The following is a 23,188-nucleotide window of genomic DNA, read 5'->3' on the forward strand; positions in this document are numbered from 1 at the left end:
CACCGGAAGGACTCCCTCGTGAGCCTGTACGACATCCCGCTGCGCACCCTCGACGGCCGGGCGACCTCGCTCGCCGACTACAAGGGCAAGGCGCTGCTCCTGGTCAACGTCGCCTCCAAGTGCGGCCTGACCCCGCAGTACGCGGGCCTGGAGCGGCTCCAGCAGCGCTACGCCGACCGCGGCTTCACCGTGCTGGGCGTCCCGTGCAACCAGTTCATGGGCCAGGAGCCCGGCACCGCCGAGGAGATCCAGACCTTCTGCTCCACCACCTACGGTGTCTCCTTCCCGCTGTTCGAGAAGCTCGACGTGAACGGCGACGACCGGCACCCGCTCTACGCCGAGCTGACCAAGTCGGCCGATGCCGAGGGCACCGCCGGTGACGTCTCCTGGAACTTCGAGAAGTTCCTGATCACCCCCGACGGCGCGGTGGCCGCCCGGATCCGTCCGCGCACCGAGCCCGAGGCCCCCGAGCTCGTCGCCCTGATCGAGGCCAACCTCCCCGCCTGACCTGACCCCTTCGGAGCCCGGCCGGTCCGCCCGGCCGGGCTCCGTGCTGTGCCCGCCAGGTGACAGGTCTGCAACTACCGTACGTTCACCGTCGGTTCACTGCCCTCATTGCCTGCACACTGTCATGGGGCGGCGCGGGACCGTCCCCCCGGGGGGAAGGGCGGACCAGTGCAGCAGACCGAGGACCGGACGGTTCACCAACTCTTCGAGGAGCACGCCCGACTGACGCCCGACGCTCCGGCGCTGGTCTGCGGCGAGCAGCGGCTCAGCTACCGCGAGCTGGACGATCGGGCCGACCGGCTGGCCCACCACCTGCGGGAACTCGGTCTGCGCAGCGGCGAGTTCGCGGCCGTCGCGCTGGGCCGCACCCCGGACCTGCTGACCGCCGTGCTGGCCGTGCTCAAGACAGGGGCGGCCTACGTACCGGTGGAGCCGACCGGTCCGGATCGGATCATCCGTCATGTGCTGGGTGAGGCCGACCCGTTGGTGGTGATCACCCAGGAGGCGTACCGGGTGCGCCTCACCGACGCCGCCGCGCGGACTGTGCTCTGCCTGGACAGCACCGAGCTCCCCGAGCACCACGGCCCGCTGCCCGATCCGGCCGGACCGGCCGATCTCGCCTGCGTCTTCTACACCTCGGGCTCCACCGGCCTGCCCAAGGGCGCGCTGATCGAGCACCGCAACCTGCTGCACTCCTACCGGGGTTGGCGCGAAGTGTACGGGCTGACCGCCGAGGACCGGTTCCTCCAGACCGCGACGCTGGAGTTCGACGTCTTCACCGCCGACTGGATCCGGGCGCTGTGCAGCGGCGGCGTCCTGGTGCTGGCGCAGCGCAACTTCACCCTGGACCGGACCGCCTCCCCCGCCGAGCTGCACGAGCTGCTGCTGCGCGAGCGGATCACCGTGATGGAGACCAACGCCCACACCCTCCGCCGCCTGTTCGCCCATCTCCAGCCGCTGGGACTGGAGTTGGGAGGCGTCCGGCTGCTCTCGGTCGGCGCCGAGAAGTGGTACCTGGACGAGCAGCTGCGGTTGCAGGGCTACCTAGGCCCCGGGGTCAGGCACGTCAATGTGTACGGCGTGGCCGAGGCGGCGGTGGACAGCGCCTGGTTCGACACCGCCACGCTGGCCGAGGAGCCCGACCACCCCGAGCGGCTGTCGCTGATCGGCCGGCCGTTCCCTGGCACCGGCATCCGGCTGCTGGACCCGGCCGGGCGGCCGGTGCCGCCGGGCACGCCGGGCGAGATCTGTCTCTCCGGGCCCGGTGTCGGCCGGGGCTACCTCAAGCGGCCCGAACTCACCGCCGAACGCTTCGTCGAGGACGGCCGGGTCTACCGGACCGGCGACATCGGGGTGCTGCGGCCGGACGGGCTGTTGGAGTTCGTCGGCCGGGCCGAGGGCCACGACCCGGCGGCGGACGCCTCGCTGGCGACGGTCGAGGTGCTGCTGCGCGGCCACCCGGAGGTCCGCGAGAGCGCGGTCGCCGAGGTGGAGACCGGGCCCCGGCGGACCGGGCTGGTCGCGTACGTGGTGGCGGCCGAGGGTGCCAGGGCCGAGCCCTGGGCCCTGCGGTCCTACCTGGCCGAACGGCTGCCGGACCGCCTGCTGCCGGAGGCCGTGGTACCGCTCCCGGCCCTGCCCAGGACCCGGGCCGGCAAGCTCGACATCCGCGCGCTGCCGCTGCCCGCGCCGCGCGACCACGCCGCACCCGGAGGGAGCGGCGCGGGGTCGGCCAAGGCGGCCCGCTCCGGCGCCAAGGGCGGCGGCTTCCTGGCGGCGGAGTACGGGCGGCTCAGCCCCGGCACCAGGTGGGCGGCCGTCACGGCCGCCGGGGCGCTGGCCGCCGCCGTACTGACGGACGGCTTCTGGCCGGGTTCGACCGACCTGTCCCGGGTGCCGTCGCCGTGGGACGCGCTGTTCCAACTGCTCTACCTGGTCGAGTTCGCGGGCTTCGGCCTGGGCCTGGCCTTCCTGCTGCTCGGCGGCCCCCTGCTGGCCCGTAACGGCCGCCCGCCCGGCCTGACTCTGGCCACCCGACTCGCCGTCACCTGGCTGCTCGCGGCCTGGTGGCCGCAGGACAACTGGTACCGGACCAGCCGCGCCACCGACTGGCCCCGGCAGGCCGCACTGGTCTACGGGTTCAATGTCTCGCTGATCGGCGCGGCGGCGGTCCTGATCGGCTTCCTCGCCTGGCACCGGAGCCGGCCGGGAGAGCGGTGACCCCTCCACCACTCGCCGAGCCGCCCCCTCAGCGCCCGCCGAGCACGCCCGCGAACGGGTCGGCGAGCGCCTGGTTGGCGGCCCGCAGCAGGTACTCGGCCGCGTCCAGCTGCTCGACGGTGTCCGCCCAGAGCGCCACCCCGGCGAACGGCAGCGGATCGAACCCGGCTGTCGGGATGGTCGGCAGCAGCCCCACCCCGAGCGCCGCGCACCGGTCGGCGAGCCGGGCCAGGTGGGCCAGCAGCGCGGGCTGCGGCAGCCGGGCACCCAGCGGCAGCTGGTCCAGGGTCCGGACGTGGCGGGCCGCGTCGCCCAGGCGGGCGGCCAGCATGAAGGCCACCGAGGGTCCCGTCAGCCGCAGGTTGGTCTCGGTGGGGGCGAGCCGGCCGAGCCCGTCGACCACGAAGTCCAGGTCGTACCAGCCCCGGTGGCCCGCCTCGGCGAGCACCCGGCCGACCGCGGTCCCGAACTCGGCGGCGGGCCCGGCCAGCGAGCCGGGCACCGCGTCCGGGCCGACGGTGGCACCCCGGTAGCCGGTGCCCTCGATGTGCATCACGGCCGTGCCCACCGCGTGCACCGCGCCCTCCGGCCCGATCACCCCGTCGAAGCTGAGGTCGCGCAGCGGACCGTGCCCCGCCACGAACTCCTCCAGCAGCGGCAGCCGGCCGGTCTCCGCCCGCAACCGTCGCAGCGCCGCGAGCGCGCCGCCCGCGGTCCGGACCTGGCGGGGTGTCAGGACAGCCGTACCGTGGCCGCCGACCCCGTACGGTGCCTTGACCACGCTGGTCAGCCCGGCGGCGGCGCGGGCCCGGAGCAGTCCGGCCAGCCGCCACCGCGAGCCCGGCCGCCACTGCTCGGGCACCCGGACCGCCGGGTGGTCGGCGGCCAGCCGCCGGAACAGCCGGTGCGACTCCGCCTTGGACTCGAACCGCCGTACCACCGGTCCCGTCCCGCCCCAACTCCGCACCGGCAGACCGGAGCCATTGATCCGCTCGCGCAGCCCCGGCCGGGCCGCCAGCGCCTCGGCGAGACCGGTGTCCGGGGCGATCCCGCTGTACACCTCGACCGGATCCCAGCGCAGCACCCGGGCCAGCCACTCCGTCCACTCCGGTTCGACCTGGAGCGGCAGCACCAGCACGGCCGGGTCCGGGGTGTAGAACGCGGCCAGGCACGAGTAGTGGTGCGCCTGCCGCAACGCGCCGGGCCCCGGCCGTCCGAACTGCGCGTTGAAGTCCGCCACGTCCCCGAGCTGAACGGCCCGCCGTCCGCCGGTCCACCCGTCCTGCCATCCGCCCCCGGCTGTCATCCGGCCAGCCTACGGCGCGTCAGGCCTCCCCGGGATGCCAGGCGGGCCACTCCCACGGGCGGTCCGCCCACCGCACCTTGACGGAGTCGTGCGGGTCGAGGTCCGGGAACAGCTCGTGCACCCTCGGCTCGAACTCCTCCGGTGCCAGCGGCTCCCACCCCGCCCCCGCGAAGTGCACCAGCCGGTAGCGGCTGTCGGTACGGAACTCGGCCACCTCGACCAGCGGGGCGGCGGTGTCTCGATCGGTGTTGGTCTCCATACCGCCCAGCATCATCCGACCGCCCGTCGCCCGCACCCGAACCACCCCCACCTGGCGCAGCGTCAGCCCGATCCGCAGCGGCGCCCACCGGATGACGAGGGCGCACCCCCGGACGGAAAGCTCCCGGCCCCGCTCCGCCCGTGCCGGTGGCTCGTTGAGCACGGTGGCCCCGACCACCGGCGGCGGCCCCCGGGCGGGAGGAGCAGCGTGAGCGAGCAGTGGCAGGCACCCTGGCAGTACGGGTGGGAGCAGCAGCCACCACCCCAGAACCCGTGGGACCCGCAGCCGCCGCCCCCGGCCCCGTGGGAGCCGCCGGTGACGCCGCTGCCGTCGCGGCGCAGCCGGGTCCGGCGACGGGTGGCCTGGGCGGCGGGCGGAGCGGTGGTGCTGGCCGGGCTCTGCTGGCTGCCGAGCGCCTGCGCGGCGGATCCGGAGCGGCCCGCGCCGTCGGTACTCGACACGCCGTCACCCAGCCCGGTCGAGCTGCCCTCCCCGCTCCCGCTGCCACCTCCCCCGCCACTGCCGACGCCTTCACCCGTGGCGGTGAGCAGCAGCCCGCCCCCGCCCGATGCAGAGGCGTCCGCCGCCCCGACCCCTCGTCAGAGCCGTTCCCCCAAGGCCGCGAAGCCCGCCAGGACGCCCCGGCCCGGCGCGTCGCCCACGGCCACGGCCACCGCCCCCGACGCGCTCTCCTCGCTCCAGCTGTGCGCGGAGGCCGAACGCCTCGGCCAGTGGGCACCGGGCTCCGAGCAGGCCCGGGTCTGCCGCAGCCTGTACGGCGGCTGACGGACCCGGGGCTCCGTCCGCTCAGATCGCTTTGACCAGCTTCTCGAACCGCAGGTCCGGGCGGCGGGGCACCCCGAAGCGCTCGTCGCCGTACGGGAACGGCGAGAGCTCACCGGTCCGCCGGTAGCCGCGCCGCTCGTACCAGGCGATCAGTTCCGCCCGCTGGACGATCACCGTCATCTCCAGCGCGGTCACGCCCCACCGCTCCCGCGCCACCCGCTCGGCCTCCGCGAGGACCATCCGGCCGAGACCGCCGCCCTGCTGCGTGGGCCGCACCGAGAACATCCCGAAGTACGCCGTCTCGCCCCGGTGTTCCAGCTGGCAGCAGGCCACCAGCTCGCCGTCCCGCTCGGCCAGCAGCACCACGCCGCCCGGCGCGGCGATCGCGGCGGCCACCCCCTCGGCGTCGGTGCGCTGCCCGTCCAGCAGATCCGCCTCGGTGGTCCAGCCGGCCCGGCTGGCGTCACCCCGGTAGGCCGACTCCACCAGTTCGACCAAGGCGGGCACATCGGCAGGCCCCGCCGGCCGGAAGGTCAGTGCGAAGGTCTCCGACGTCATCGTTCGCTCTCCCGTCTCCCGGGCCGACCATCGGCCCCGCCCGCATCGTGCCACAGCGTCTGCCGCGCGCTTCGCCATGGTGGGATCCCACATCTTCTGACCCCTCGTCATGTGGTCTACGCGCCATGGTGACCATGTCCGGTGCATGACTAGCCTGCTCTCCCTCACACCGACTCGAAGGAGTGCCCGTGCTCACCTTCCGTCTCCTCCACCGGGCGGCCCTGGCCGCCGCCACCGGCGCCCTGCTGCTGGGTGCCGCCGCCGTACCGGCCCAGGCGGCCGGCGGCGCCCCCGCCGGTTTCCACCCCGAGCTCGACTTCGCCGGCTCGACCGTCGCGGCCCACGAGGGCAGATCCGGCAGCCCGGTCCAGACCCTGACCGTCACCCAGACCAAGGGCATGGACGTCTCCAGCTGGCAGGGCAACGTCAGCTGGAGCACCGCCGCGGCCAACGGCGCCCGCTTCGCCTACGTCAAGGCCACCGAGGGCACCAGCTACACGAACCCGTACTTCGCCCAGCAGTACAACGGCAGCTACAACGCGGGCCTGATCCGCGGCGCCTACCACTTCGCCCTGCCCAACAACTCCTCCGGCGCCACCCAGGCCGCCTGGTTCGTCAACCACGGCGGCGGCTGGTCCGCCGACGGGAAGACCCTCCCGCCCGCCCTCGACATCGAGTACAACCCCTACGGCGCGACCTGCTACGGCCTCACCCAGTCCGGGATGGTCACCTGGATCCGCGACTTCAGCAACACCGTCCACACCCGCACCGGCCGCTACCCGACGATCTACACCACCACCGACTGGTGGACCACCTGCACCGGCAACAGCTCCGCCTTCGGGACCACCAACCCGCTCTGGATCGCCCGCTACGCCTCCACCGTCGGCACCCTGCCGGCGGGCTGGAGCTACCAGACCATCTGGCAGTACGCCGACTCCGGCACCCTTCCCGGCGACCAGAACTACTTCAACGGGGCGTACGACCGCCTCCAAGCCCTCGCCAAGGGCTGACCCCTCGTCAACTGGGCGAGTGGTTCCGAGCATCCGCCGCCTCACCGGACAGCCACACCCTTCGAAGGTCCGCCAGCCGTGTCGTACCAGGTCAAGCCGCCCTTGGGAGTGCGCTTGGCCGACTCGACCAGCTGGCGGACCTTCCTGGCCAACGGTGGACGAGCGGCCGGCCGGCGGCCCTGCGCCGGGCACTCGGCCGCCCCTGCCACTCGACTGCGGGGCCTGCGCCGCATAGGGTCGTCGGCGGCGGCATCGCGTGTCGGTCACCGGCTGGGTGAGGCATGGAGGTGTCCGCGAGGTGCCTTACGGAGGCATTCCACACATGCCAGTCGAGTTGAATCACACCATCGTTCACGCCCGGGACAACCGGGAATCCGCCGAGTTTCTGGCGAGGATCCTGGGCCTTGAGGTCGGGACCGCGTGGGGCCCGTTCATCCCCGTCGCCACCGGCAACGGCGTCACTCTGGATTTCGCGTCCATCCCCGGCGAGTCGATCACCATGCAGCACTACGCCTTCCTCATCTCCGAGGACGAGTTCGACGCCGCGTTCGAACGGATCCGGCAGGCCGGGATCACGTACTACGCCGACCCGCACATGAAGCAGCCCGGCGAGATCAACCACCACCACGGCGGGCGCGGGGTGTACTTCCTCGATCCGGCCGGCCACGGCATGGAGATCATCACCCGTCCCTACGACAGCCATGAGGCGACACTTCAGCCGCTGAGGTAAGCGCCAAACGCACTCCCCCGGGGATGCAGGGCCGTGCGGAGCCGAGCGCACCGCACGGCCACCTCCGAAGGCGCCGGCCACCCCCGCCGCATGGCATGAGCTGCAGAGACTCTCCTCATCGATCCGGGTCTTCCCGCCGGGGCCCTGGCGGGATAGTTTGTTTTTCGCCATAACGAATAGTCCGGCCGACCATCGGACGCCACGCCAGGACGACCGGCGCGGCAGCGGTCCGCGACACGACCACGAGAGGCCGCGACACCCCATGACCACCACCACAGGCGCGCTGACCAACTGGGCGGGCAATCTGACGTTCGCCGCACGGGCCGTGCACCGGCCCCGGAGCGTCGAGGAGCTCCAGGAGCTGGTGCGCGCGAGCGACCGCGTCCGCGCCCTCGGCAGCGGCCACTCGTTCAGCACCGTCGCCGACACCACCGGCGACCTGGTCGTGCTGGACCGGCTGCCCACCCGTATCGAGATCGCCGGCGACACCGTCACCGTCTCCGCGGCGACCCGCTACGCCGAACTCGCCGCGCACCTCCACTCCGCCGGGTACGCGCTGGGCAACCTCGCCTCCCTGCCCCACATCTCGGTGGCCGGCGCCTGCGCCACCGGCACCCACGGTTCGGGCGACGCCAACCCCTCCCTCGCCGCCGACGTGGTCGGTCTGCAACTGATCGGCCCCGACGGCGAGTTGTCGACCCTCGCCGGCGACCCGATCAACGGCGCCGTGGTCAACCTCGGCGCCCTCGGTATCGTCACCAGCCTCACCCTGGCCCTGCGCCCGACCTTCACGCTGCGCCAGCACGTGCACCTGGATCTCGCGCTGGCCGACTACGCCGAGCACCTGGACGAGATCCACGCCTGCGGCTACAGCGTCAGCCTCTTCACCGACTGGGGCTCCGACACCGGACGGGTCTGGGTCAAGCAGCTGGAGGACGAGACCCCGGCCCGGATCCCGGGTGCCCGGCTCGCGGAGACACCCCACCACCCGGTCCCCGGCATGCCGACCGAGAACTGCACCGCCCAGCTCGGCGTTCCCGGCCCCTGGCACGAACGGCTGCCGCACTTCCGTCCGGAGTTCACCCCGAGCAGCGGCGCGGAGCTGCAGTCGGAGTTCCTGCTGCCCCGCGCCGCAGCAGCCGAAGCCGTCGCCGTGCTGCGCAGGCTCGGCCCGCAGCTCGCGCCGCTGCTGCTGATCTCGGAGGTCCGCACGGTGGCCGCCGACGCGCGGTGGCTCAGTCCCTCGTACGGCCGCGACTCGGTCGCCTTCCACTTCACCTGGAAGCCGGACCTGGAGGCGGTCACGCCCGTACTCGCCACTGTGGAGCGGGAGTTGCTGGAGCTGGGGGCCCGTCCGCACTGGGGCAAGGTCTCGGTCTCCCCCACCGCCGAGGCCATCGCGCACTACGAGCGGCTGCCCGACTTCCTGAATCTGCGTCAGCAGTTCGACCCCGCAGGCAAGTTTGGCAACCCCTACAGCGACGCCCTGCTGGGCCCGGCTACCGACTGAGACCACAGGTTGTAGAAGGCGTCGAAGTCGGACCAGTCGCCGTTGTCCCCCGGGTAGGTGGGCATGACGCTGCCGTCGGAGCCCCAGAGGTCGTGCGGGAGGATGGCGAAGGTCCCGCCGAGCGCCTTGGTGCGCCTGTACTGGGCGAGGGTGGAGTTCCAGCGGCGGTCGTACTTGCCGGCCAGCCATCCTCCTGTCCCCTGGCCGTCCAGCTGGGCGCCGCCCGCCCGCTCGAACCTCCACTTGATGTCCTGGAAGAAGTGCTCCTGCGGAAGCGAGCCGTTCTCGGTCATCCCGTAGATGGTGCCCGAGGCCCGGTACGTGGGGGTGCCCCCGACGGTGGAGAAGTCGACCGCCACGGTGGTGTCAGCGGCCCGGGCGGCTGTGCCGGGCAGGGCGACGGCCGCGAGCGAGGCAAGCAGCGCCGCGAGCGCGGTGGTTCTGGCCGACGCATGGAAGCGGTACCGGTGCATGTGATCTCCCGAAGTGAATGAGGGCAGCTCAACAGCGCGGTCCCGGTGCGCCGGTCGTGGCGACGACACCGGGACCGTGCGGGACCTAGAGCGTCGTCAGCGGAGTCACGGCGAACTGGTCGAAGACCGGCGCGAAGGCCGACCGCTGCTGGAAGGCGTTGTACGTGGTGCCGTCGAAGTCGGGGAGTTCGTCGGCGGTGAAGGTGAGCGTGTTGGAGCCCTGCTTGAGGGTGACCGGGACGGTCAGGTCCTTGAAGGCGTTGAAGTGGAAGGTGGTCGGGAACAGCACCCGCTGCGTGGTGGCGCCGTTCACGGACAGGTCGGCGTGGCGGGCGACGGGGTCGGGGTTGTAGTGCGTGGCCGGAGCCTGTTCCCCGTTGGAGTAGCGGATGGTGAGCGCGTAGCGGCCCGCCTTGGCCGCGGTGACGTTCACCTTCAGGGAGTTGGCGGCGCCGTCGCCCACCGCGGTGACGGACCTGCCGCCGGCCGCGAAGGTGAAGTCGGTGGTGGCCTTCGCGGCTCCGCCGAGCGTGCCGTCCTCGGCCTGGTAGACGGTGGTGGCGAGCGCTCCGGCGGCGGGGGTGACCCGCAGGCGGTCCAGGCGCAGGTTTCCGGTGGTGCCCCTGAGCGTGACCTTGTTGATGCCGGCCGAGAGGAAGACCGTCATGCTGTTCGTCCCTGCGGTGGTGCCGCCGACCAGGGGCCGTGCCACGGACTCGCCGTTCAGGCCGAGGCGCGCCTTGCCTCCTCCGAAGTGGTCCGTGCTGATCGTCGCCGGGCCGTCGGTGGGTGAGTGGATCCAGAACGTGGCGGTCTCGTCGCGGGCCAGCTCGGTGACGCCCGCGCCGGAGGCGTTGGCGACGGTGTAGACCGGATGGGCGCCCGCGGTCAGGGTGGCGTACTCGGCCTCGTAGATCGCCGGGGCGGAGACGGCGGCATCGTGCAGTGCGAGGTCGATCTTGTCGATGATGGCGTCGCCCTTCGTGCTGCCGAGGGTGGCGTCCTGCGCGGCGAGCGTGAGGGTGTGCGTACCGGCCGTCAGCTGGACCTGGGTGTCGGTGTGGCCCCACACCACCCACTTGTAGCCGAGCGGCAGCCGCAGCTCCTGCGGTGACGCACCGTCAACTCGCAGGAAGACGTTGGTCGGCCCCTGCGACTGGACCAGGCCGTACAGGTTGTACGAGTTGGCGAAGACGCTCAGGTCGTACGTCCCGGTGGTCGGCACCGTGACACTGAAGGAGAGCACGCCGTCGGAGCCGGTCCGAAGGCCGCCGACGTCGTAGCCGCCGGAGGTGGCGAACTTGGCGACGTTGGACGGCGATCCCTCGGGCCCGTTCTTCGAGTAGCCGCCGCCGGTGTAGCCGGCGGCCTCGGCCTCGTAGCTCTGCCGCCAACTCACCGACGGTGCGGCCGGCTTGGTGCCGTTGCCACCCGGGGAGAGGATGACCTGGTAGGCGGACATCGCGTTCAGGCCGGTGAGCGGGATCGTCACTCTTCCGCTGCTGACCGGGAGTTCGGTGTCCTGGAGCCGCAGCGGCTGGGCCGAGTCGCCGACCTGGCCGGTCCACGGGATCTCCTGGACCGTGGCGTGCACGGTGCCGCCGAAGACCGAGGCGCTCACGTTGTCGACCACCACGTCGGCGCTGCCGCTCTGGCCGCCGAGCAGGATCCGCGACTGCCTCCTGGCGGTGTCCAGGCTGGCGACGCCTTGCAGCGTGTACTGGACGTTGGGGTGCGGCGCGGTGACCTTGACGGTGTTGCCGGTCATCTGGCCGTAGGCGTTGAACAGCCACCACTGGCCGTTGGCCCGGTTGGCCTCGACGGCGGAGTCGTTGAGGTTGCCGTCGATGTTCCAGTACGCCAGGTCGGCGTCGATCTTGGAGTCCTCGATGGCCGACACCCACTGGATGACCTGGCCGGGCACCGAGAGGTGGTAGTTGTACCCGTACTCGTTGACGTTGATCGGCAACGGGCCGATGCCCACCGCCTTCTCCCAACCGCGGTACTTGGCCACGTTGGTGCGCACGCTGGACGGTGAGGAGAGTTCGTGCCACGTCATGACGTCGGGCACCACGTTGTTGGCCTTGGCGTAGGCCAGGAAACCCTGGATCTGGTCGTACAGCGCACTGGTGTTGGGCCCGGCGATCCGGGCGTCCGGGGCCAGGCCCTTGATGAGCAGGTAGACGTCCTTCCAGGCGGCGAAGAAGGCGGCCGGGTCGGTGCGCCAGGAGACGTTGTCGTAGCTCCAGCTCCCGGTGCCGAACATGTTGCCTTCGGGCTCGTTGAACGGGACGAAGACGATGTGGTCCTGGTAGTCGCCGGTGGTGAGGACCTGCTGGACCTGCTTGGTGATCTTCGCCTTGTAGTCGGCGAGCCGCTCGGCACCGTTGCTGCCCGGCCACTCGTACGGGAAGCCCCGGTAGATGTCCGTCATGTAGATGTAGACGTCCTTGCCGCCGGTGTCGGCGAAGGGGGTCACCATCTCCAGCGCGTCCGCCCCCGGGTGCTGCGGGCCGTCCTGCGCCTTGGTCGACACCGTCTGCAGGTTCATGCCTTCGAGCAGGTTGCGGCTGGGCAGGCCCTCGCCGTACACGCCGTAGAGCGAGCCGGCCGCGCCACCGTGGACGGCACCCGTGGAGGTGCCCAGGTCGACCACGAGCTGGTCGGTCGCGGCGACCGCGTTCAAGGGGACCACGAGCAGCGAAGCGACCACCGCGCCTGCGGCCGCTGCGGCTCGGAGCACGGTGGTCAGGCGACGGGACGACCGGATCGGGAAGCGGATCGCCGTGCGCGCTCTCGCGCCGCGACGGGGGATGGGTTGCACAGTGTCTCTCCGGTTGTTCGGGGGAGGAGAACGGAGGCCGGCGCGCGGCTGAGCAGCAGGGCAGCGGGGCGTCCTTACGCGGCCGGCCTGGTGACCGGCATGCGTCGGCCCGGTACGGGACGCGGTGGAGGCGACATGGTCGCCACTCGTGACCCGGGAGGCCGACGGCGGCCTCGCCGGGGAGTCGAACCGATTCGCGGAATCGATTCGACGAAACATAGAGGCGCCTTCCGAGGCCGTCAACACTTCGCGCAAGGAGTCGGCGCATTCGATTCCTCGCATGCCGGGCCTGGCCTATGGCCGCCGCACCCCGCTCGGGCCCCCGGCGGGCGTCCGCGTTGACCGAGGTCCATGACGGGGGTTACGATCCGGAATCGGTTCGATGTCCTCTGCCGCACCCCGCGCGGGCTCGACACTCCACGAGGGGAGAGGCGATGGCGATGAACATCGGGGAGATCGCCCGACTGTCCGGCGTGTCGCGAAGCACGGTTTCGTACGCACTGAGCGGCAAGCGGCCGGTCTCCGACGAGACCAGGCAGCGCATCGAGAAGGTCATCAGGGACTCCGACTACCGCCCCAACGCGGCAGCCAGAGCCCTGAAGGAGGGGCGCACCCGCACGCTCGGCCTGGTGATCCCCCCGGCCGGTGCCTCGCTCACCCACATCCAGCTGGAGTTCGTGGCCGGCGTGGTCGAGGCCGCCGCCCAGGCGGATCTGGACGTCCTGCTGTCCTCCTCGGGCGGCAACCACGAGCGGTCCTTCGAGCGCCTGGTCAGCGGCGGGCGGGTGGACGGGCTGATTTTGATGGAGATCCGTCTCCACGACCTCCGGGTCGACCGGCTCGGCCGGACCACCGTGCCCTTCGTCGGGATCGGCCGCACGGCCAACCCCGACGCGATGTGCTGGGTGGACGTCGACTACGCGGCGCTCATCGCGCGGTGCGTGCACCACCTCGCCGACCTGGGACACCGTCAGATCGCCCTGATCAACCGGTCCGCCGAGCTGATCGCCGCCGGCTACGGCCCCGGCCTCCGGGGGCGGCAGGGTTTCGTCGACAGCGTGGCCGAGCGGGGCGTCACGGGCGTCGAGCTGGCGTGCGCCGACGATGCGGGCGCCGGGCAGGCCACCGTCGAGCGGCTGCTGCGGGAGCACCCCGAGGTCACCGCGATCGCCACGCTGAACGAGGCCGCGCTCCCCGGCATCCAGCACGCGCTGGCCGAGGCCGGACGCTCCGTACCTGCGGACTTCTCGGTGGCCGGTGTCGCCGCGCGCCGCTGGGCCGAGGAGTTCCGACCGGCGCTCACCTCGGCCGACGTCCCGGCCGCCGAGATGGCCACCCGGGCGGTCGAGCTGCTGATCGAACGGATCGCGGCCCCGCAGTCCCCGCCGCGACATCTTCTGCTCGCCCCGCCCATCTCCCTCCGCTCGAGCACCGCGCCGGCTCCCGCCGCCCGCGCCTGACCCCTGGGCGCTCCTTCTCCCGTCCCGCCGCAGCGCTGACGAGGAGTCAGGCCGTCGGGCGGCTCCAGCCCTGATCCGCCCGGCGCCGTCGGTGCGCGCAGCACTGCGTGACGCGTCCGCACAGCGAGCCCCACCTCGGACCACCGCCTCTCTCGCGACGCTCCGTCATCGATGGCCATCCGCCGACCGGGTCACGCCTACGCCCTGCCGCGCCACGGCATCGAACCGGTTCGATCCGGATGTTTCCGAGATCTTACGCAACCCGTTGACGTCATGGCAGGGTCGGCTTATGTTCATCGAACCGATTCGCCGAACCGGTTCGACTGACCGAAAGAGAGCCCCCATGACGATCGCGTTTCACCCCCGTAGACGGCCCCGCGCACTCGGCGCGGTGGCGGTGGCCCTGGCCGTGGTGACGGCCGCGACCGCCTGTTCCTCGGGCTCGGGCGGCTCGGATTCGGCCGGGCAGGGCGGTTCGTTCACGGTCTGGGACCCGTACCCGCAGTTCGACGGCTCCTCGCAGTGGGCGAAGCTGCTGGAGAGCTGCGGCTCGCAGAGCGGTGTCACCATCAAGCGGACCGCCTTCGACACCTCGGACCTGACCAACAAGACCCTCCTTGCCGCGCAGCAGGGCAGTGCCCCCGACGTGCTGATCGTCGACAACCCCGTGGTGTCCACGCTCGCCGAGGCTGGTGTGCTGACCAGTACGGAGGACACGAAGGCCGACACCTCGCAGATCGCCCCGAACCTGCTGGCCGCCGGCCAGGGCGAGGGCAAGACCTTCGGTGTCCCCATCGGCGCGAACACCCTCGCGCTGTACTACAACAAGGACGTCCTCAAGGCCGCCGGCGTCGACGTCGCCTCCGTCACCGACTGGCCCTCCCTCACCGCCGCCCTCGCCAAGGTCATCGCTTCCGGCAAGAAGGGCATCACCTTCTCCGGCATCGGCACCGAAGAGGGCACCTTCCAGTTCCTGCCGTGGTTCTGGGGCTCCGGCGCGAAGCTGACCGAACTCAACTCCCAGAACGCCGTCGACGCGGTCGCGCTGTGGAAGGACTGGCTCGGCAAGGGCTACGCCCCCAACTCCGTCATCAACAACACCCAGACAACCAGCTGGCAGGAGTTCGCCTCCGGCGACTACGCCTTCGCCGAGAACGGCACCTGGCAGCTCGCCGGCGCCAAGAAGGCCGGCTTCGACTTCGGCATCATCCCCGTCCCGGCGAAGGCGGGCGGTGTGGCCCCCGCGCCCACCGGCGGCGAGTTCGTCACCGTCCCCGTGCAGAAGCAGAGCGCCCGGTACCCCACCTCCGCCAAGCTCGTCGACTGCCTCACCAACGCCGATAGCTCCCTGGCCACCGACACCACCCTCTCGTACATCGCTCCCACCACCGCGGTCCAGGCCAAGCAGGTCGCCGCCAACCCCGACCTCGACGTCTGGGTGAAGGCCGTCAACGGCGCCAAGGGGCGTACCAGCGACAACCTCGGCACCAAGTACCCGGGCATCTCCGAGCAGCTCCGCACCGCCGTCCAGTCCGTCCTCAGCGGAGCCCAGAGCCCCCAGGCCGCGCTCTCCGCCGCCCAGAACAAGATCAAGTAGGAGAGCGGGCGTCTCGGCACCATGAAGAGCATGACGCGAACTCATGCGCGGCACCCCGGCTCAACCCGCGCCGAGCCGGCGCGCCGGGAAGGCGCTGTTCCCCTCGGGGGCCGCGTCCGGCCGTGTTCCACCCAGTGGGCCGCCTGGGGATTCCTGGCCCCGGTCCTCTGCTACCTGGCGTTGTTCTACGCCTACCCGCTCTACCGGAATCTCGATCTGAGCGTCCATCACTACACGGTCCGCTCGTTCGTCCAGGGCGGCGCCCCGTTCAGCGGCCTGACGAACTACCAGGAGGTCCTAAGCGACGCCACGTTGCTGCCCGCGCTGCTGCACACTGTGGTCTTCACGGCCGTCTCACTCGGGTTCCAGTACTCGATCGGCCTCGCGCTCGCCGTCTTCTTCACCCGGCGGTTCAGGCTCTCCGCCACCCTGCGGGCCCTCTTCCTGGTGCCGTGGCTGCTGCCGCTGATCGTCTCCGCCTCGACCTGGAGCTGGCTCCTCAACTCCGACTCTGGCCTGGTCAACTGGGTGCTCGGTTCGGTGGGCGTCGGTCCGGTGCACTGGCTCACCTCCCCCACCTGGTCACTGGCGTCCGTGATCATCGCGAACATCTGGATCGGCATCCCGTTCAACCTGGTGGTCCTCTACAGCGGCCTGCAGTCCATTCCCGACGCCCTCCACGAGGCGGCTGCCATCGACGGGGCGAACGCCTGGCAGCGGTTCCGGCGCATCACCTTCCCGCTGCTGCGCCCGGTCTCGGCGATCACCCTGCTGCTCGGCCTGGTCTACACGCTCAAGGTCTTCGACATCATCTGGATCATGACCAAGGGCGGCCCCGCCGACTCGTCCACCACCCTGGCGACCTGGTCCTACCGGCTCGGCTTCGGGAGTCAGCTCCCGGCCTTCGGCCCGGGCGCCGCGGTCGGCAACCTCCTGGTCGTCATCGCGCTGGCCTTCGGCCTGGTCTACATCCGGCTCCAGCACAAGCAGCGGGAGGCGTGATGACGAACCGACGCTCCTGGTGGAGCACCGCGCTGGGCGTGCTCCTGACCGCCGTGATGCTGTTCCCCGTGTACTGGATGGTGAACAACTCCTTCACCCGCGACGAGGACATGCGGGGAGCCACCCCGAGCCTGTTCCCGACCCACGGCACCCTCGACGGCTACCGGGCGGTGCTCGACCAGCAGCTCCCCTACCTGGGGACGAGCCTGGTCGTGGGGATCGGCACGGTGCTGCTCACCGTCCTGGTCGCGGCCCCGGCCGGCTACTCGCTGGCCAAACTGCGCCCCCGGGCCGGTGGCCTGATCTCCTTCCTTCTTCTCATCGCGCAGATGATCCCCGGGATCATCCTGGCCATGGGCTTCTACTCGATCTACCTCCGGCTGGGGCTCCTGGGGTCCGTCCCCGGACTGATCCTCGCGGACTCCACGCTTGCCGTTCCCTTCGCCGTCCTGATCTTCTCCGCCTTCATGTCGGGGATCCCCGACGAGCTCCTGCAAGCCGCCCGGGTCGACGGAGCGGGGCTGATCCGGACCTTCCGGTCGATCGTCCTGCCGATCAGCAGGAACTCCGTCGTCACCGTCTCGCTCTTCGCGTTCCTGTGGGCCTGGTCCGACTTCGTGCTGGCCAGCACCCTCGACGGCGGCGGAGTCCGGCAACCGATCACGCTCGGGATCTACCACTACATCGGCAACAACAACCAGCAGTGGAACGCCATCATGGCCACCGCGGTCGTCGCGTCGATCCCCGCCACCCTGATCCTGGTCCTCGCGCAGCGGTACGTCGCGGCCGGCGTCACCACCGGCGCGGTCAAGGACTGACGGCCCCTCATCTCCACCGGGACGCGCTGCCGTCAGCAGCCGCGTCCTGCCGACCCAGAAGGAACCCCCCTCTTCATGACCGCCGACCAAGGCCCGGTCTTCTCCGTCCAGGACATCCCGTTCAGTACCTTCGGCTCGTGGCTGGCCCTCTCGCCCGTGACCGCCCTGCACACCGTCTCCGAGGACGTCCACCTCGTCTCCCACCAGACCGGCATGCACCCGGTGCTGCGGCTGGTCCCCCGCCGGAACAGTGCGGCCGTCCAGGCGACCGTCACCGCCAGACCCGGCCTGCTGTCCTGGCACCACGACGACGGGCAGCTGGACGCCACCTTCGAGGCGGCCGACACCCTGCGCCTGCGGGGCCGGGGCCTCGGCCTGCGCCTCAGCGCGGCGGCCGCGCGGCTGACACCGTTCAGCGGCACCTACTTCCTCCACGACCCCATCGCCGGCGCGTACGTCTTCACCAGCTACGAGACCGGTCGCCGGTACCGCATCACCCCCCTGCTCGGTGCCGCCACGCAGCACGACGGCGGTCAGGCGCTCGGCGCCGGCGAGCGCGGGGTCACCTTCGGCGAGGACGGCCTCCCCTGGGAGGTGGCCGTCGAGGAGTACCGGAGCAGCCGCACGCGGTACGTCCCGGGGGTGGGCTTCGACGAGGCCGCACGCCTCGACCGGCAGCGCTACGACACCTTCGTGGACGACGTCGCTCCTTGGCGCAGCAGCGACACGCCCGCCGCAGGGCTCGCCGCGTACGTCATGTGGTCCGCCACCGTCGGCCCGGCCGGCTTCCTGCGGCGCCCGTCGGTCCTGATGTCCAAGCACTGGATGGACAAGGTCTGGAGCTGGGACCACTGCTTCAACGCCCTGGCCCTCGGCGAAGGCCGGCCCGCTCTCGCCTGGGACCAGTACCAGGTGCCGTTCGACCACCAGGACGAGGCCGGCGCCCTGCCTGACTCGGTGGCGCACTCCGAGGTGCTCTACAACTTCGTCAAGCCCCCGATCCACGGCTGGGCCCTGCGGATGCTGCGCGGCACCCTCGGGGAACCGCTCGGCCGCGCGGAGCTGGAGACCGCCTACCGTCAGCTGGAGCGCTGGACCGACTTCTGGACCGGCTTCCGCACCGCGCCCGGCAGCGCACTGCCGCACTACCAGCACGGCAACGACAGCGGCTGGGACAACTCCACCTCCTTCGACCGGGAGCGGGTGATCGAGAGCGCCGACCTGACCGCGTTCCTGGTCCTCCAGCTCCGCGAACTGGCGGCCACCGCCACCGAACTGGGACGCCACCGGGACGCGGCCCGGCATGCCGCCGCTGCCGACCAGCTGCTCGGGGACCTGCTCGAACACCTCTGGAAGGACGACCACTTCGTCAGCCGCAGCGTCGAGGACGGCCGCACCTGGGGAAGCCGCAGCCTGTTGAACCTGATGCCGATCGTCCTCGGCGCGGAGCTGCCCGCTGCCGTCAGCAAGCACCTGGCGCAGCGGATCCGGGTCCACCTGACCGACTTCGGTCTCGCCACCGAGGACCCGGCCTCGCCGCTGTACCAGGCCGACGGCTACTGGCGCGGCCCCATCTGGGCACCGTCCACGCTGCTGGTCGAGGACGGCCTGCGCCGAGCCGGCCACGTCGACCTGGCGGACGAGGTCAGCCGTCGTTTCCGCGGGCTCTGCGAGAGCCACGGGTTCGCCGAGAACTTCGACGCCGTGACCGGTGAAGGTCTTCGGGACCGTGCCTACACCTGGACCGCGAGCGTGTACCTGGTGCTCGCGGCCGCCCACGCGCGCCGCTGCTGACCGCTCGTCACCGCCGAGCCGGAGCGCCGTGACCCGTAGTCAGTGCAGCGACCGCTCCGCCTCCGCCAGCAGCTCGACCACTCGCAGGCCGAAGGCGGCGTCGCACGGGTGCGCCGTCCCGTCCGCCGCCGAGGCGAGCAGGGCGGAGACCGCCCGGGCGTACGCCGCCTGCGGGCTCTCGTTCCGGTCGGGCATCACCAACCGGCCTGCCGCGCCACGCAGTTCGACCACCACTCCGTCCACGGCCGCCGCCACCGGGGTGGTCAGGCTGAGCGTCAGGGTGCTGGACGCGCCGCCGACGTGCCGCAGCACCAGGTGGACGGTGTCCAGCGGCCCGGACACCGCTGTGACCTCGGTCGCGTCGCCGAGCACCGGCAGCAGCATCGAGAGCGCGTGCGGGCCCACGTCCCACAGCGCACCCTTCTCCCGCCGCCACGGTGAGTCCGCGTACGGGCTGGCGCTGTCCGGTGCGAAGACCGAACCGAACCACTCCGCACGGGCGGTGAACCACCCGCTCCGCGCGGCCTGTTCGGCCAGCCAGGCGGCCTGGTCGGCGCCGAACCGCAGCGTGAAGAACACCACCGAGGCGACCTTCGCCCGCTCCGCCGCCTCGACCACGTCACGCGCCTGATCGACCGTCAGCGCCACCGGCTTGTCCAGCAGCAGGTGCTTGCCCGCCTCGGCCGCCCGCACCGCGTACTCGGCCTGCACCGCAGGGGGCAGCGCGATCGACACCGCGTCCACCTCCGCGAGCAGCCGCTCGACCTCGTCGAACGCGGGCACGCCGAAACCGGCCGCCAACTCCGCCGCCGCCTCCGGCCGTCGGCCCCACACCCCGGCGAACTCCGCCTCCGGGTGGGCGGCCAGGGCCGGTGCGTGCACCCGCTGCGCCCACGGGCCGGTGCCCAGCAGTCCGATCCGCATTCCGTGCTCCCTGCTCACCCGCGAAAGACCTACCGCTCCACCCGGATCAGGGTGAAGCCGTCGTACCCCTTGGTGCCGACCGTCTGGACCGAGGTCGCCGTCACCCGGTCCGAGGCCGCCAGCTCGTCGTGCAGCCGACGGGTGCCGAGCACGCTCGGGTCGGTGCTGTCGGCATCGGCGACCGCGCCACCGCGCACCACGTTGTCCACCACGATCAGGGTGCCCGGGTGCGAGTGCTCGACCGCCCAGGCCACGTAGTCGGGGTTGCTCACCTTGTCGGCGTCGATGAAGTAGAAGTCGAACGGCTCGACACCCTCGGCGGCGAGCGCCGCCAGCGTGTCGGCGGCCCGGCCGACCCTGACCTCGGCCTGCTTGCCCAGTCCGGCCAGTTCGAGGTTCTGCCGGGCTACCTCGGCGTGCCGGGCGTCGATCTCCAGCGTGATCAGCTGCCCGTCCGCCGGCAGCGCCCGCCCGAGCCAGATCGTGCTGTACCCGCCGAGCGTGCCGACCTCCAGGATCCGCTTCGCCCCGGCCGTCCTGGCCAGCAGGTGGAGCAGCTTGCCCTGGTTGGGCGCGACCGCGATCTGCGGCAGACCGGCCTCGTCAGCGGCGGCCAGCGCCGCCGTCAGCACCTGGTCGTCCCCGATCAGCTGCTCACTGAAGTACTCGTCGACCTTCGTCCACTGTTCCTGACCCACTGCGGCCTCCCGTGTCGGTGATCGGCTCCACCCTAGATCATGGCCCCGGCCCACCGACCTGACCGCCCACGGGTCCGTACGAGAAACCGCCGGTGACCTCTGACGAGGGGTCACCGGCGGTCCGAGGGACGTATGGTCCGTCAGTCGGCCGCCGGAGCCGCCGCCGCGTCGACCTCGGCGGCGGCCTCGACGGGCCGGCCGCCCGTGGTCTCCGGGTGCTCGGCCCGGTGCTTGGCGGCCCGCCGCTTGAGGATCCAGGCGGAGCCGGCGCCGAACAGCGCGGCCAGGATCAGGCCGATCCAGGAGAAGCTCTTCAGCCACTGCTCGGCGGCCTTGCCCACGGTGTAGATCAGCCAGGTGGTGCCACCGGCCCAGATGACGCCGCCGAGCACGTTGGCGATCAGGAACTTCCAGTACGGCATCCTCAGCGAGCCCGCGAGCGGCCCGGCGAAGATCCGCAGCAGCGCGATGAACCGGCCGAAGAAGACCGCCCACATGCCCCACTTCTGGAACGACCGCTCGGCGGTGGCCAGATGGTCGGGCCCGAAGTGCTTGGGGAACTTCCGGCCGAGCTTCTCGAACAGCGGCTTGCCGCCCTTGCGCCCGATCGAGTAGCCGATCGAGTCGCCGACGATCGCACCGGCGGTCGCGCACGCCGCCACCAGCCAGGGGTTGACCACGCCGCTGGCGGCCAGCACGGAGGCCGTCACCAACGCGATCTCGCCCGGCAGCGGGATGCCCAGGCTCTCCAGCAGGATGATCGCGCCGACGAGCGCGTACACCGCGTTCGGTGGCACGCTCTCCAGCCATACGTCGATGTGCAAGGTCGGATACCTCCGGGGCAGGGACCTCGGCCGGCGAGAGTCGGCGACGGTCAAGGGGGTCGGGAGCGTCGTGGATGATCCAGGGCAGCCTAACCCGGTCGGCAGTTCCACCCGGTAACAGTCACGCCCCGAAGCCCGGGTCAGTTCCCGCCGGACTCCAGGGCGACGGTGAGCAACCGCAGGTACTGGGGCGCGCAGGCGATCAGGACGGTGTTCTCGCCGTCGCGGCATTCGGCCACCCTCCACCAGCGCCGGACGGTGGCCGGGTCGGTGCTTTCCCGGTCGCGGACGCGGACGAGCTGCACCTGCGGCAACGGGACGGGCCGACTGTTCAGCCCGGGTGCCTCGGTGGGCGACGTGGCCAACCCGGTACCGGAGACGGTCAGGAAGCCGAGCGTGGGTCGGCAGTACGGGCGAGTGCCGAGAACGCACCCCTCGAAGGTCACCGCCTCCCCCGCCTCGAACGCCCGAGTCAGCTTCCGAGCCTTGCGTCCGGCTGCTCCGACGTCCGGCGTCAGCACGACCGCCACCGTGTCCAGCAGCGTTTCCAGCAACATTCCGCCGCCTCAAGTTGCTCCCGAATGGACGACGCCTCACCTCGTTCCTTGGTTCCGGAGCCGGCCGGGCCGTCGGGCACGACCGTGCCGTGGCGGGTGGTCGGGCCGTCAGGCCTTCCGCAACGCGCAGCGCCGGTCCAGCCAGGAGCGGGCGGCGCCCGGAGTGTGGTGATCAGCGCGTCCACACCGTCGGCCAGCAGACTTGGCAGGATGCCGCTTCGTGCAAGCTGGCCGGGATTGGACTTATGCCCCTGGGTGAGGCCCCCGAGGATGGCCGGAAGTCTTCGAGCGGGGAACTGATGAGGCGTTCGACAACTGCTGTGGCCGCGGTCGGTCTGCTGCTGGCTCTGACGGCCTGCCGGTCGGGGCGGCGTCCGGCAAGAAGGCCCGGACGTACTGCTGACCAGTGGAGCGGCCGAGCGGTTGCCACAAGCAGGGTGTGACCTTGGTGGGCCATCCGTCCTCGCCCGCGGGGACGCCCGGGCACCGCGGCCCACCAGCCCACCGTCTATGAGCGCTCGGACCGCTCGGCGAAATCCAGGACGGCGACCGAGGGACGACGGGTGGCCAGCGGCGGGACGGTCAGCGCGAGCGGCAGCAGGGCGCCGACCAGCCCGCGCCCACCGATCGGACGGACGTCCCGCACCGCGGCCACCGCTGTACTGGCGGTGCCGAGCCTGTCCCGCTCACCCGCGTCCATCCCCCACGGCATCGGCGGCGACTGGTAAGCGTGGGTCCGCATCCTGCCGCTCAGGGTGAGCCGGCTGAACCAGCGCGGCACGGCGTCCAGTACCAGCGAGCCACCGGGGAACCGTTCGGCACAGCCTGCGATCAGGGCCCGCACCTGGGCCGGCCGCAGATACATCAACAGGCCCTGCGCGGTGACCATCACCCGACGGCTTCGGTCCACCTCGTCGGCCCACCCCAGCTCGGTGACGTCGGCAGCCAGACAGCGCTGCCGCGGCCCGGGCGGCAGCACCTGCTCGCGCAGCGCCACCATCTCCGGCAGATCCACGGTGAGCCACCGGGCTCGACCGTTGTCGACCCGCCAGTACTGGGTCTCCAGCCCCTCCCCCAGGCAGACCACGGTGCCGCGCGGCTCCCGGACCAGGAAGTCCGCCACCTCACGGTCGAAGCAGGCCACCCGCAGCGCCTGCAGTTGGGCCAGCGTGCCGCTGGTGCCGAACCGATCAGCGAACGGGTAGTCGATCCGGTCGACCAGCTCGACGGCCTTCGGATCGAACAGCGTCGCGTCCGGCCTGCGGGCCTCGCTGGCACGCTGGTACAGCGTCCACAGCGCCGTCTCCGGGATCGCCGACAGTTCCTCCACG

The 23,188-nt window shown here is 71.7% G+C and carries 21 protein-coding genes; 11 read left to right on the plus strand and 10 right to left on the minus strand.

The window, feature by feature from the left end:
* Positions 1-18 precede the first annotated feature (18 nt).
* Both ACKUU6_RS01465 and ACKUU6_RS01470 read left to right on the plus strand, forming a co-directional pair.
* Positions 19-507, plus strand: coding sequence for a glutathione peroxidase (locus ACKUU6_RS01465; protein ID WP_407986525.1), 489 nt, complete (start codon positions 19-21; stop codon positions 505-507).
* Positions 508-675: 168 nt separating this feature from the next.
* A complete protein-coding gene (locus ACKUU6_RS01470; RefSeq protein ID WP_407986526.1) occupies positions 676-2,727 on the plus strand; it encodes an amino acid adenylation domain-containing protein in 2,052 nt (683 codons plus the stop codon).
* A 28-nt stretch (positions 2,728-2,755) separates the two neighbouring features.
* Here ACKUU6_RS01470 and ACKUU6_RS01475 read toward each other — a convergent pair whose 3' ends face one another.
* Together ACKUU6_RS01475 and ACKUU6_RS01480 are read right to left on the minus strand one after the other, a co-directional pair.
* Positions 2,756-4,033, minus strand: coding sequence for a hypothetical protein (locus ACKUU6_RS01475; RefSeq protein WP_407986527.1), 1,278 nt, complete (start codon positions 4,031-4,033; stop codon positions 2,756-2,758).
* A 19-nt stretch (positions 4,034-4,052) separates the two neighbouring features.
* The gene (locus ACKUU6_RS01480) at positions 4,053-4,292 is read right to left on the minus strand and encodes a hypothetical protein (RefSeq protein ID WP_407986528.1); all 240 of its coding nucleotides are present in this window, start codon (positions 4,290-4,292) and stop codon (positions 4,053-4,055) included.
* A 207-nt stretch (positions 4,293-4,499) separates the two neighbouring features.
* On the opposite strand from ACKUU6_RS01480, the gene ACKUU6_RS01485 reads away from it, so the two are divergent.
* Complete coding sequence (locus ACKUU6_RS01485; RefSeq protein WP_407986529.1) at positions 4,500-5,078, plus strand: hypothetical protein; 579 nt, start codon at positions 4,500-4,502, stop codon at positions 5,076-5,078.
* Positions 5,079-5,099: 21 nt separating this feature from the next.
* Here the strand turns inward: ACKUU6_RS01485 and ACKUU6_RS01490 are convergent, their stop codons facing one another.
* Positions 5,100-5,636 (minus strand): GNAT family N-acetyltransferase, encoded by a 537-nt coding sequence (locus ACKUU6_RS01490; RefSeq protein WP_407986531.1) that lies wholly within the window; start codon positions 5,634-5,636, stop codon positions 5,100-5,102.
* Between the two features lie 182 nt (positions 5,637-5,818).
* Between ACKUU6_RS01490 and ACKUU6_RS01495 the strand changes: the two genes are divergently transcribed.
* The 3 genes from ACKUU6_RS01495 (at position 5,819) to ACKUU6_RS01505 (ending at position 8,886) form a co-directional block, all read left to right on the plus strand.
* Positions 5,819-6,646 (plus strand): lysozyme, encoded by an 828-nt coding sequence (locus tag ACKUU6_RS01495; RefSeq protein WP_407986532.1) that lies wholly within the window; start codon positions 5,819-5,821, stop codon positions 6,644-6,646.
* Between the two features lie 322 nt (positions 6,647-6,968).
* Complete coding sequence (locus tag ACKUU6_RS01500) at positions 6,969-7,376, plus strand: VOC family protein (RefSeq protein WP_407986533.1); 408 nt, start codon at positions 6,969-6,971, stop codon at positions 7,374-7,376.
* Between the two features lie 262 nt (positions 7,377-7,638).
* On the plus strand, positions 7,639-8,886 hold the full coding sequence (locus ACKUU6_RS01505) for an FAD-binding protein (RefSeq protein ID WP_407986534.1): 1,248 nt from the start codon (positions 7,639-7,641) through the stop codon (positions 8,884-8,886).
* Here the strand turns inward: ACKUU6_RS01505 and ACKUU6_RS01510 are convergent.
* Together ACKUU6_RS01510 and ACKUU6_RS01515 are read right to left on the minus strand one after the other, a co-directional pair.
* Positions 8,850-9,359 (minus strand): hypothetical protein, encoded by a 510-nt coding sequence (locus ACKUU6_RS01510; RefSeq protein WP_407986535.1) that lies wholly within the window; start codon positions 9,357-9,359, stop codon positions 8,850-8,852. The two genes, ACKUU6_RS01505 and ACKUU6_RS01510, sit on opposite strands and share 37 nt — an antisense overlap.
* An 85-nt stretch (positions 9,360-9,444) precedes the next feature.
* Positions 9,445-12,102, minus strand: a complete 2,658-nt coding sequence (locus ACKUU6_RS01515) for a cellulosome protein (protein ID WP_407986536.1) — start codon at positions 12,100-12,102, stop codon at positions 9,445-9,447.
* Positions 12,103-12,617: 515 nt separating this feature from the next.
* Between ACKUU6_RS01515 and ACKUU6_RS01520 the strand changes: the two genes are divergently transcribed.
* The 5 genes from ACKUU6_RS01520 to ACKUU6_RS01540 all read left to right on the plus strand — a co-directional run bounded on the left by ACKUU6_RS01520 (position 12,618) and on the right by ACKUU6_RS01540 (position 18,854).
* Positions 12,618-13,643, plus strand: coding sequence for a LacI family DNA-binding transcriptional regulator (locus tag ACKUU6_RS01520; protein WP_407986537.1), 1,026 nt, complete (start codon positions 12,618-12,620; stop codon positions 13,641-13,643).
* Between the two features lie 343 nt (positions 13,644-13,986).
* The gene (locus ACKUU6_RS01525) at positions 13,987-15,240 is read left to right on the plus strand and encodes a sugar ABC transporter substrate-binding protein (RefSeq protein ID WP_407986538.1); all 1,254 of its coding nucleotides are present in this window, start codon (positions 13,987-13,989) and stop codon (positions 15,238-15,240) included.
* A gap of 30 nt (positions 15,241-15,270) precedes the next feature.
* Positions 15,271-16,242, plus strand: a complete 972-nt coding sequence (locus ACKUU6_RS01530; protein ID WP_407986539.1) for a carbohydrate ABC transporter permease — start codon at positions 15,271-15,273, stop codon at positions 16,240-16,242.
* Complete coding sequence (locus ACKUU6_RS01535; RefSeq protein ID WP_407986540.1) at positions 16,242-17,060, plus strand: carbohydrate ABC transporter permease; 819 nt, start codon at positions 16,242-16,244, stop codon at positions 17,058-17,060. The genes ACKUU6_RS01530 and ACKUU6_RS01535 overlap by 1 nt, the downstream gene beginning before the upstream one ends.
* Positions 17,061-17,135: 75 nt before the next feature.
* Positions 17,136-18,854, plus strand: coding sequence for an amylo-alpha-1,6-glucosidase (locus ACKUU6_RS01540; protein WP_407986542.1), 1,719 nt, complete (start codon positions 17,136-17,138; stop codon positions 18,852-18,854).
* A 39-nt stretch (positions 18,855-18,893) separates the two neighbouring features.
* Here the strand turns inward: ACKUU6_RS01540 and ACKUU6_RS01545 are convergent, their stop codons facing one another.
* The 5 genes from ACKUU6_RS01545 to ACKUU6_RS01565 all read right to left on the minus strand — a co-directional run bounded on the left by ACKUU6_RS01545 (position 18,894) and on the right by ACKUU6_RS01565 (position 23,187).
* Positions 18,894-19,778, minus strand: a complete 885-nt coding sequence (locus tag ACKUU6_RS01545) for a Gfo/Idh/MocA family protein (protein ID WP_407986543.1) — start codon at positions 19,776-19,778, stop codon at positions 18,894-18,896.
* 29 nt (positions 19,779-19,807) lie between these two features.
* A complete protein-coding gene (locus ACKUU6_RS01550) occupies positions 19,808-20,476 on the minus strand; it encodes an O-methyltransferase (protein WP_407986544.1) in 669 nt (222 codons plus the stop codon).
* A gap of 140 nt (positions 20,477-20,616) precedes the next feature.
* Positions 20,617-21,300 carry a DedA family protein gene (locus ACKUU6_RS01555; protein ID WP_407986546.1) on the minus strand — a complete coding sequence of 228 codons (684 nt, stop codon included), beginning with the start codon at positions 21,298-21,300 and terminating at the stop codon, positions 20,617-20,619.
* Positions 21,301-21,440: 140 nt separating this feature from the next.
* Positions 21,441-21,857: a hypothetical protein gene (locus ACKUU6_RS01560; RefSeq protein ID WP_407986547.1), complete on the minus strand. Its 417-nt coding sequence runs from the start codon at positions 21,855-21,857 to the stop codon at positions 21,441-21,443.
* A 508-nt stretch (positions 21,858-22,365) separates the two neighbouring features.
* Positions 22,366-23,187: a class I SAM-dependent methyltransferase gene (locus tag ACKUU6_RS01565; protein WP_407986548.1), complete on the minus strand. Its 822-nt coding sequence runs from the start codon at positions 23,185-23,187 to the stop codon at positions 22,366-22,368.
* Position 23,188 lies beyond the last annotated feature (1 nt).

The organism is Kitasatospora sp. CMC57, from assembly GCF_045866025.2.
Lineage (GTDB): Bacteria > Actinomycetota > Actinomycetes > Streptomycetales > Streptomycetaceae > Kitasatospora.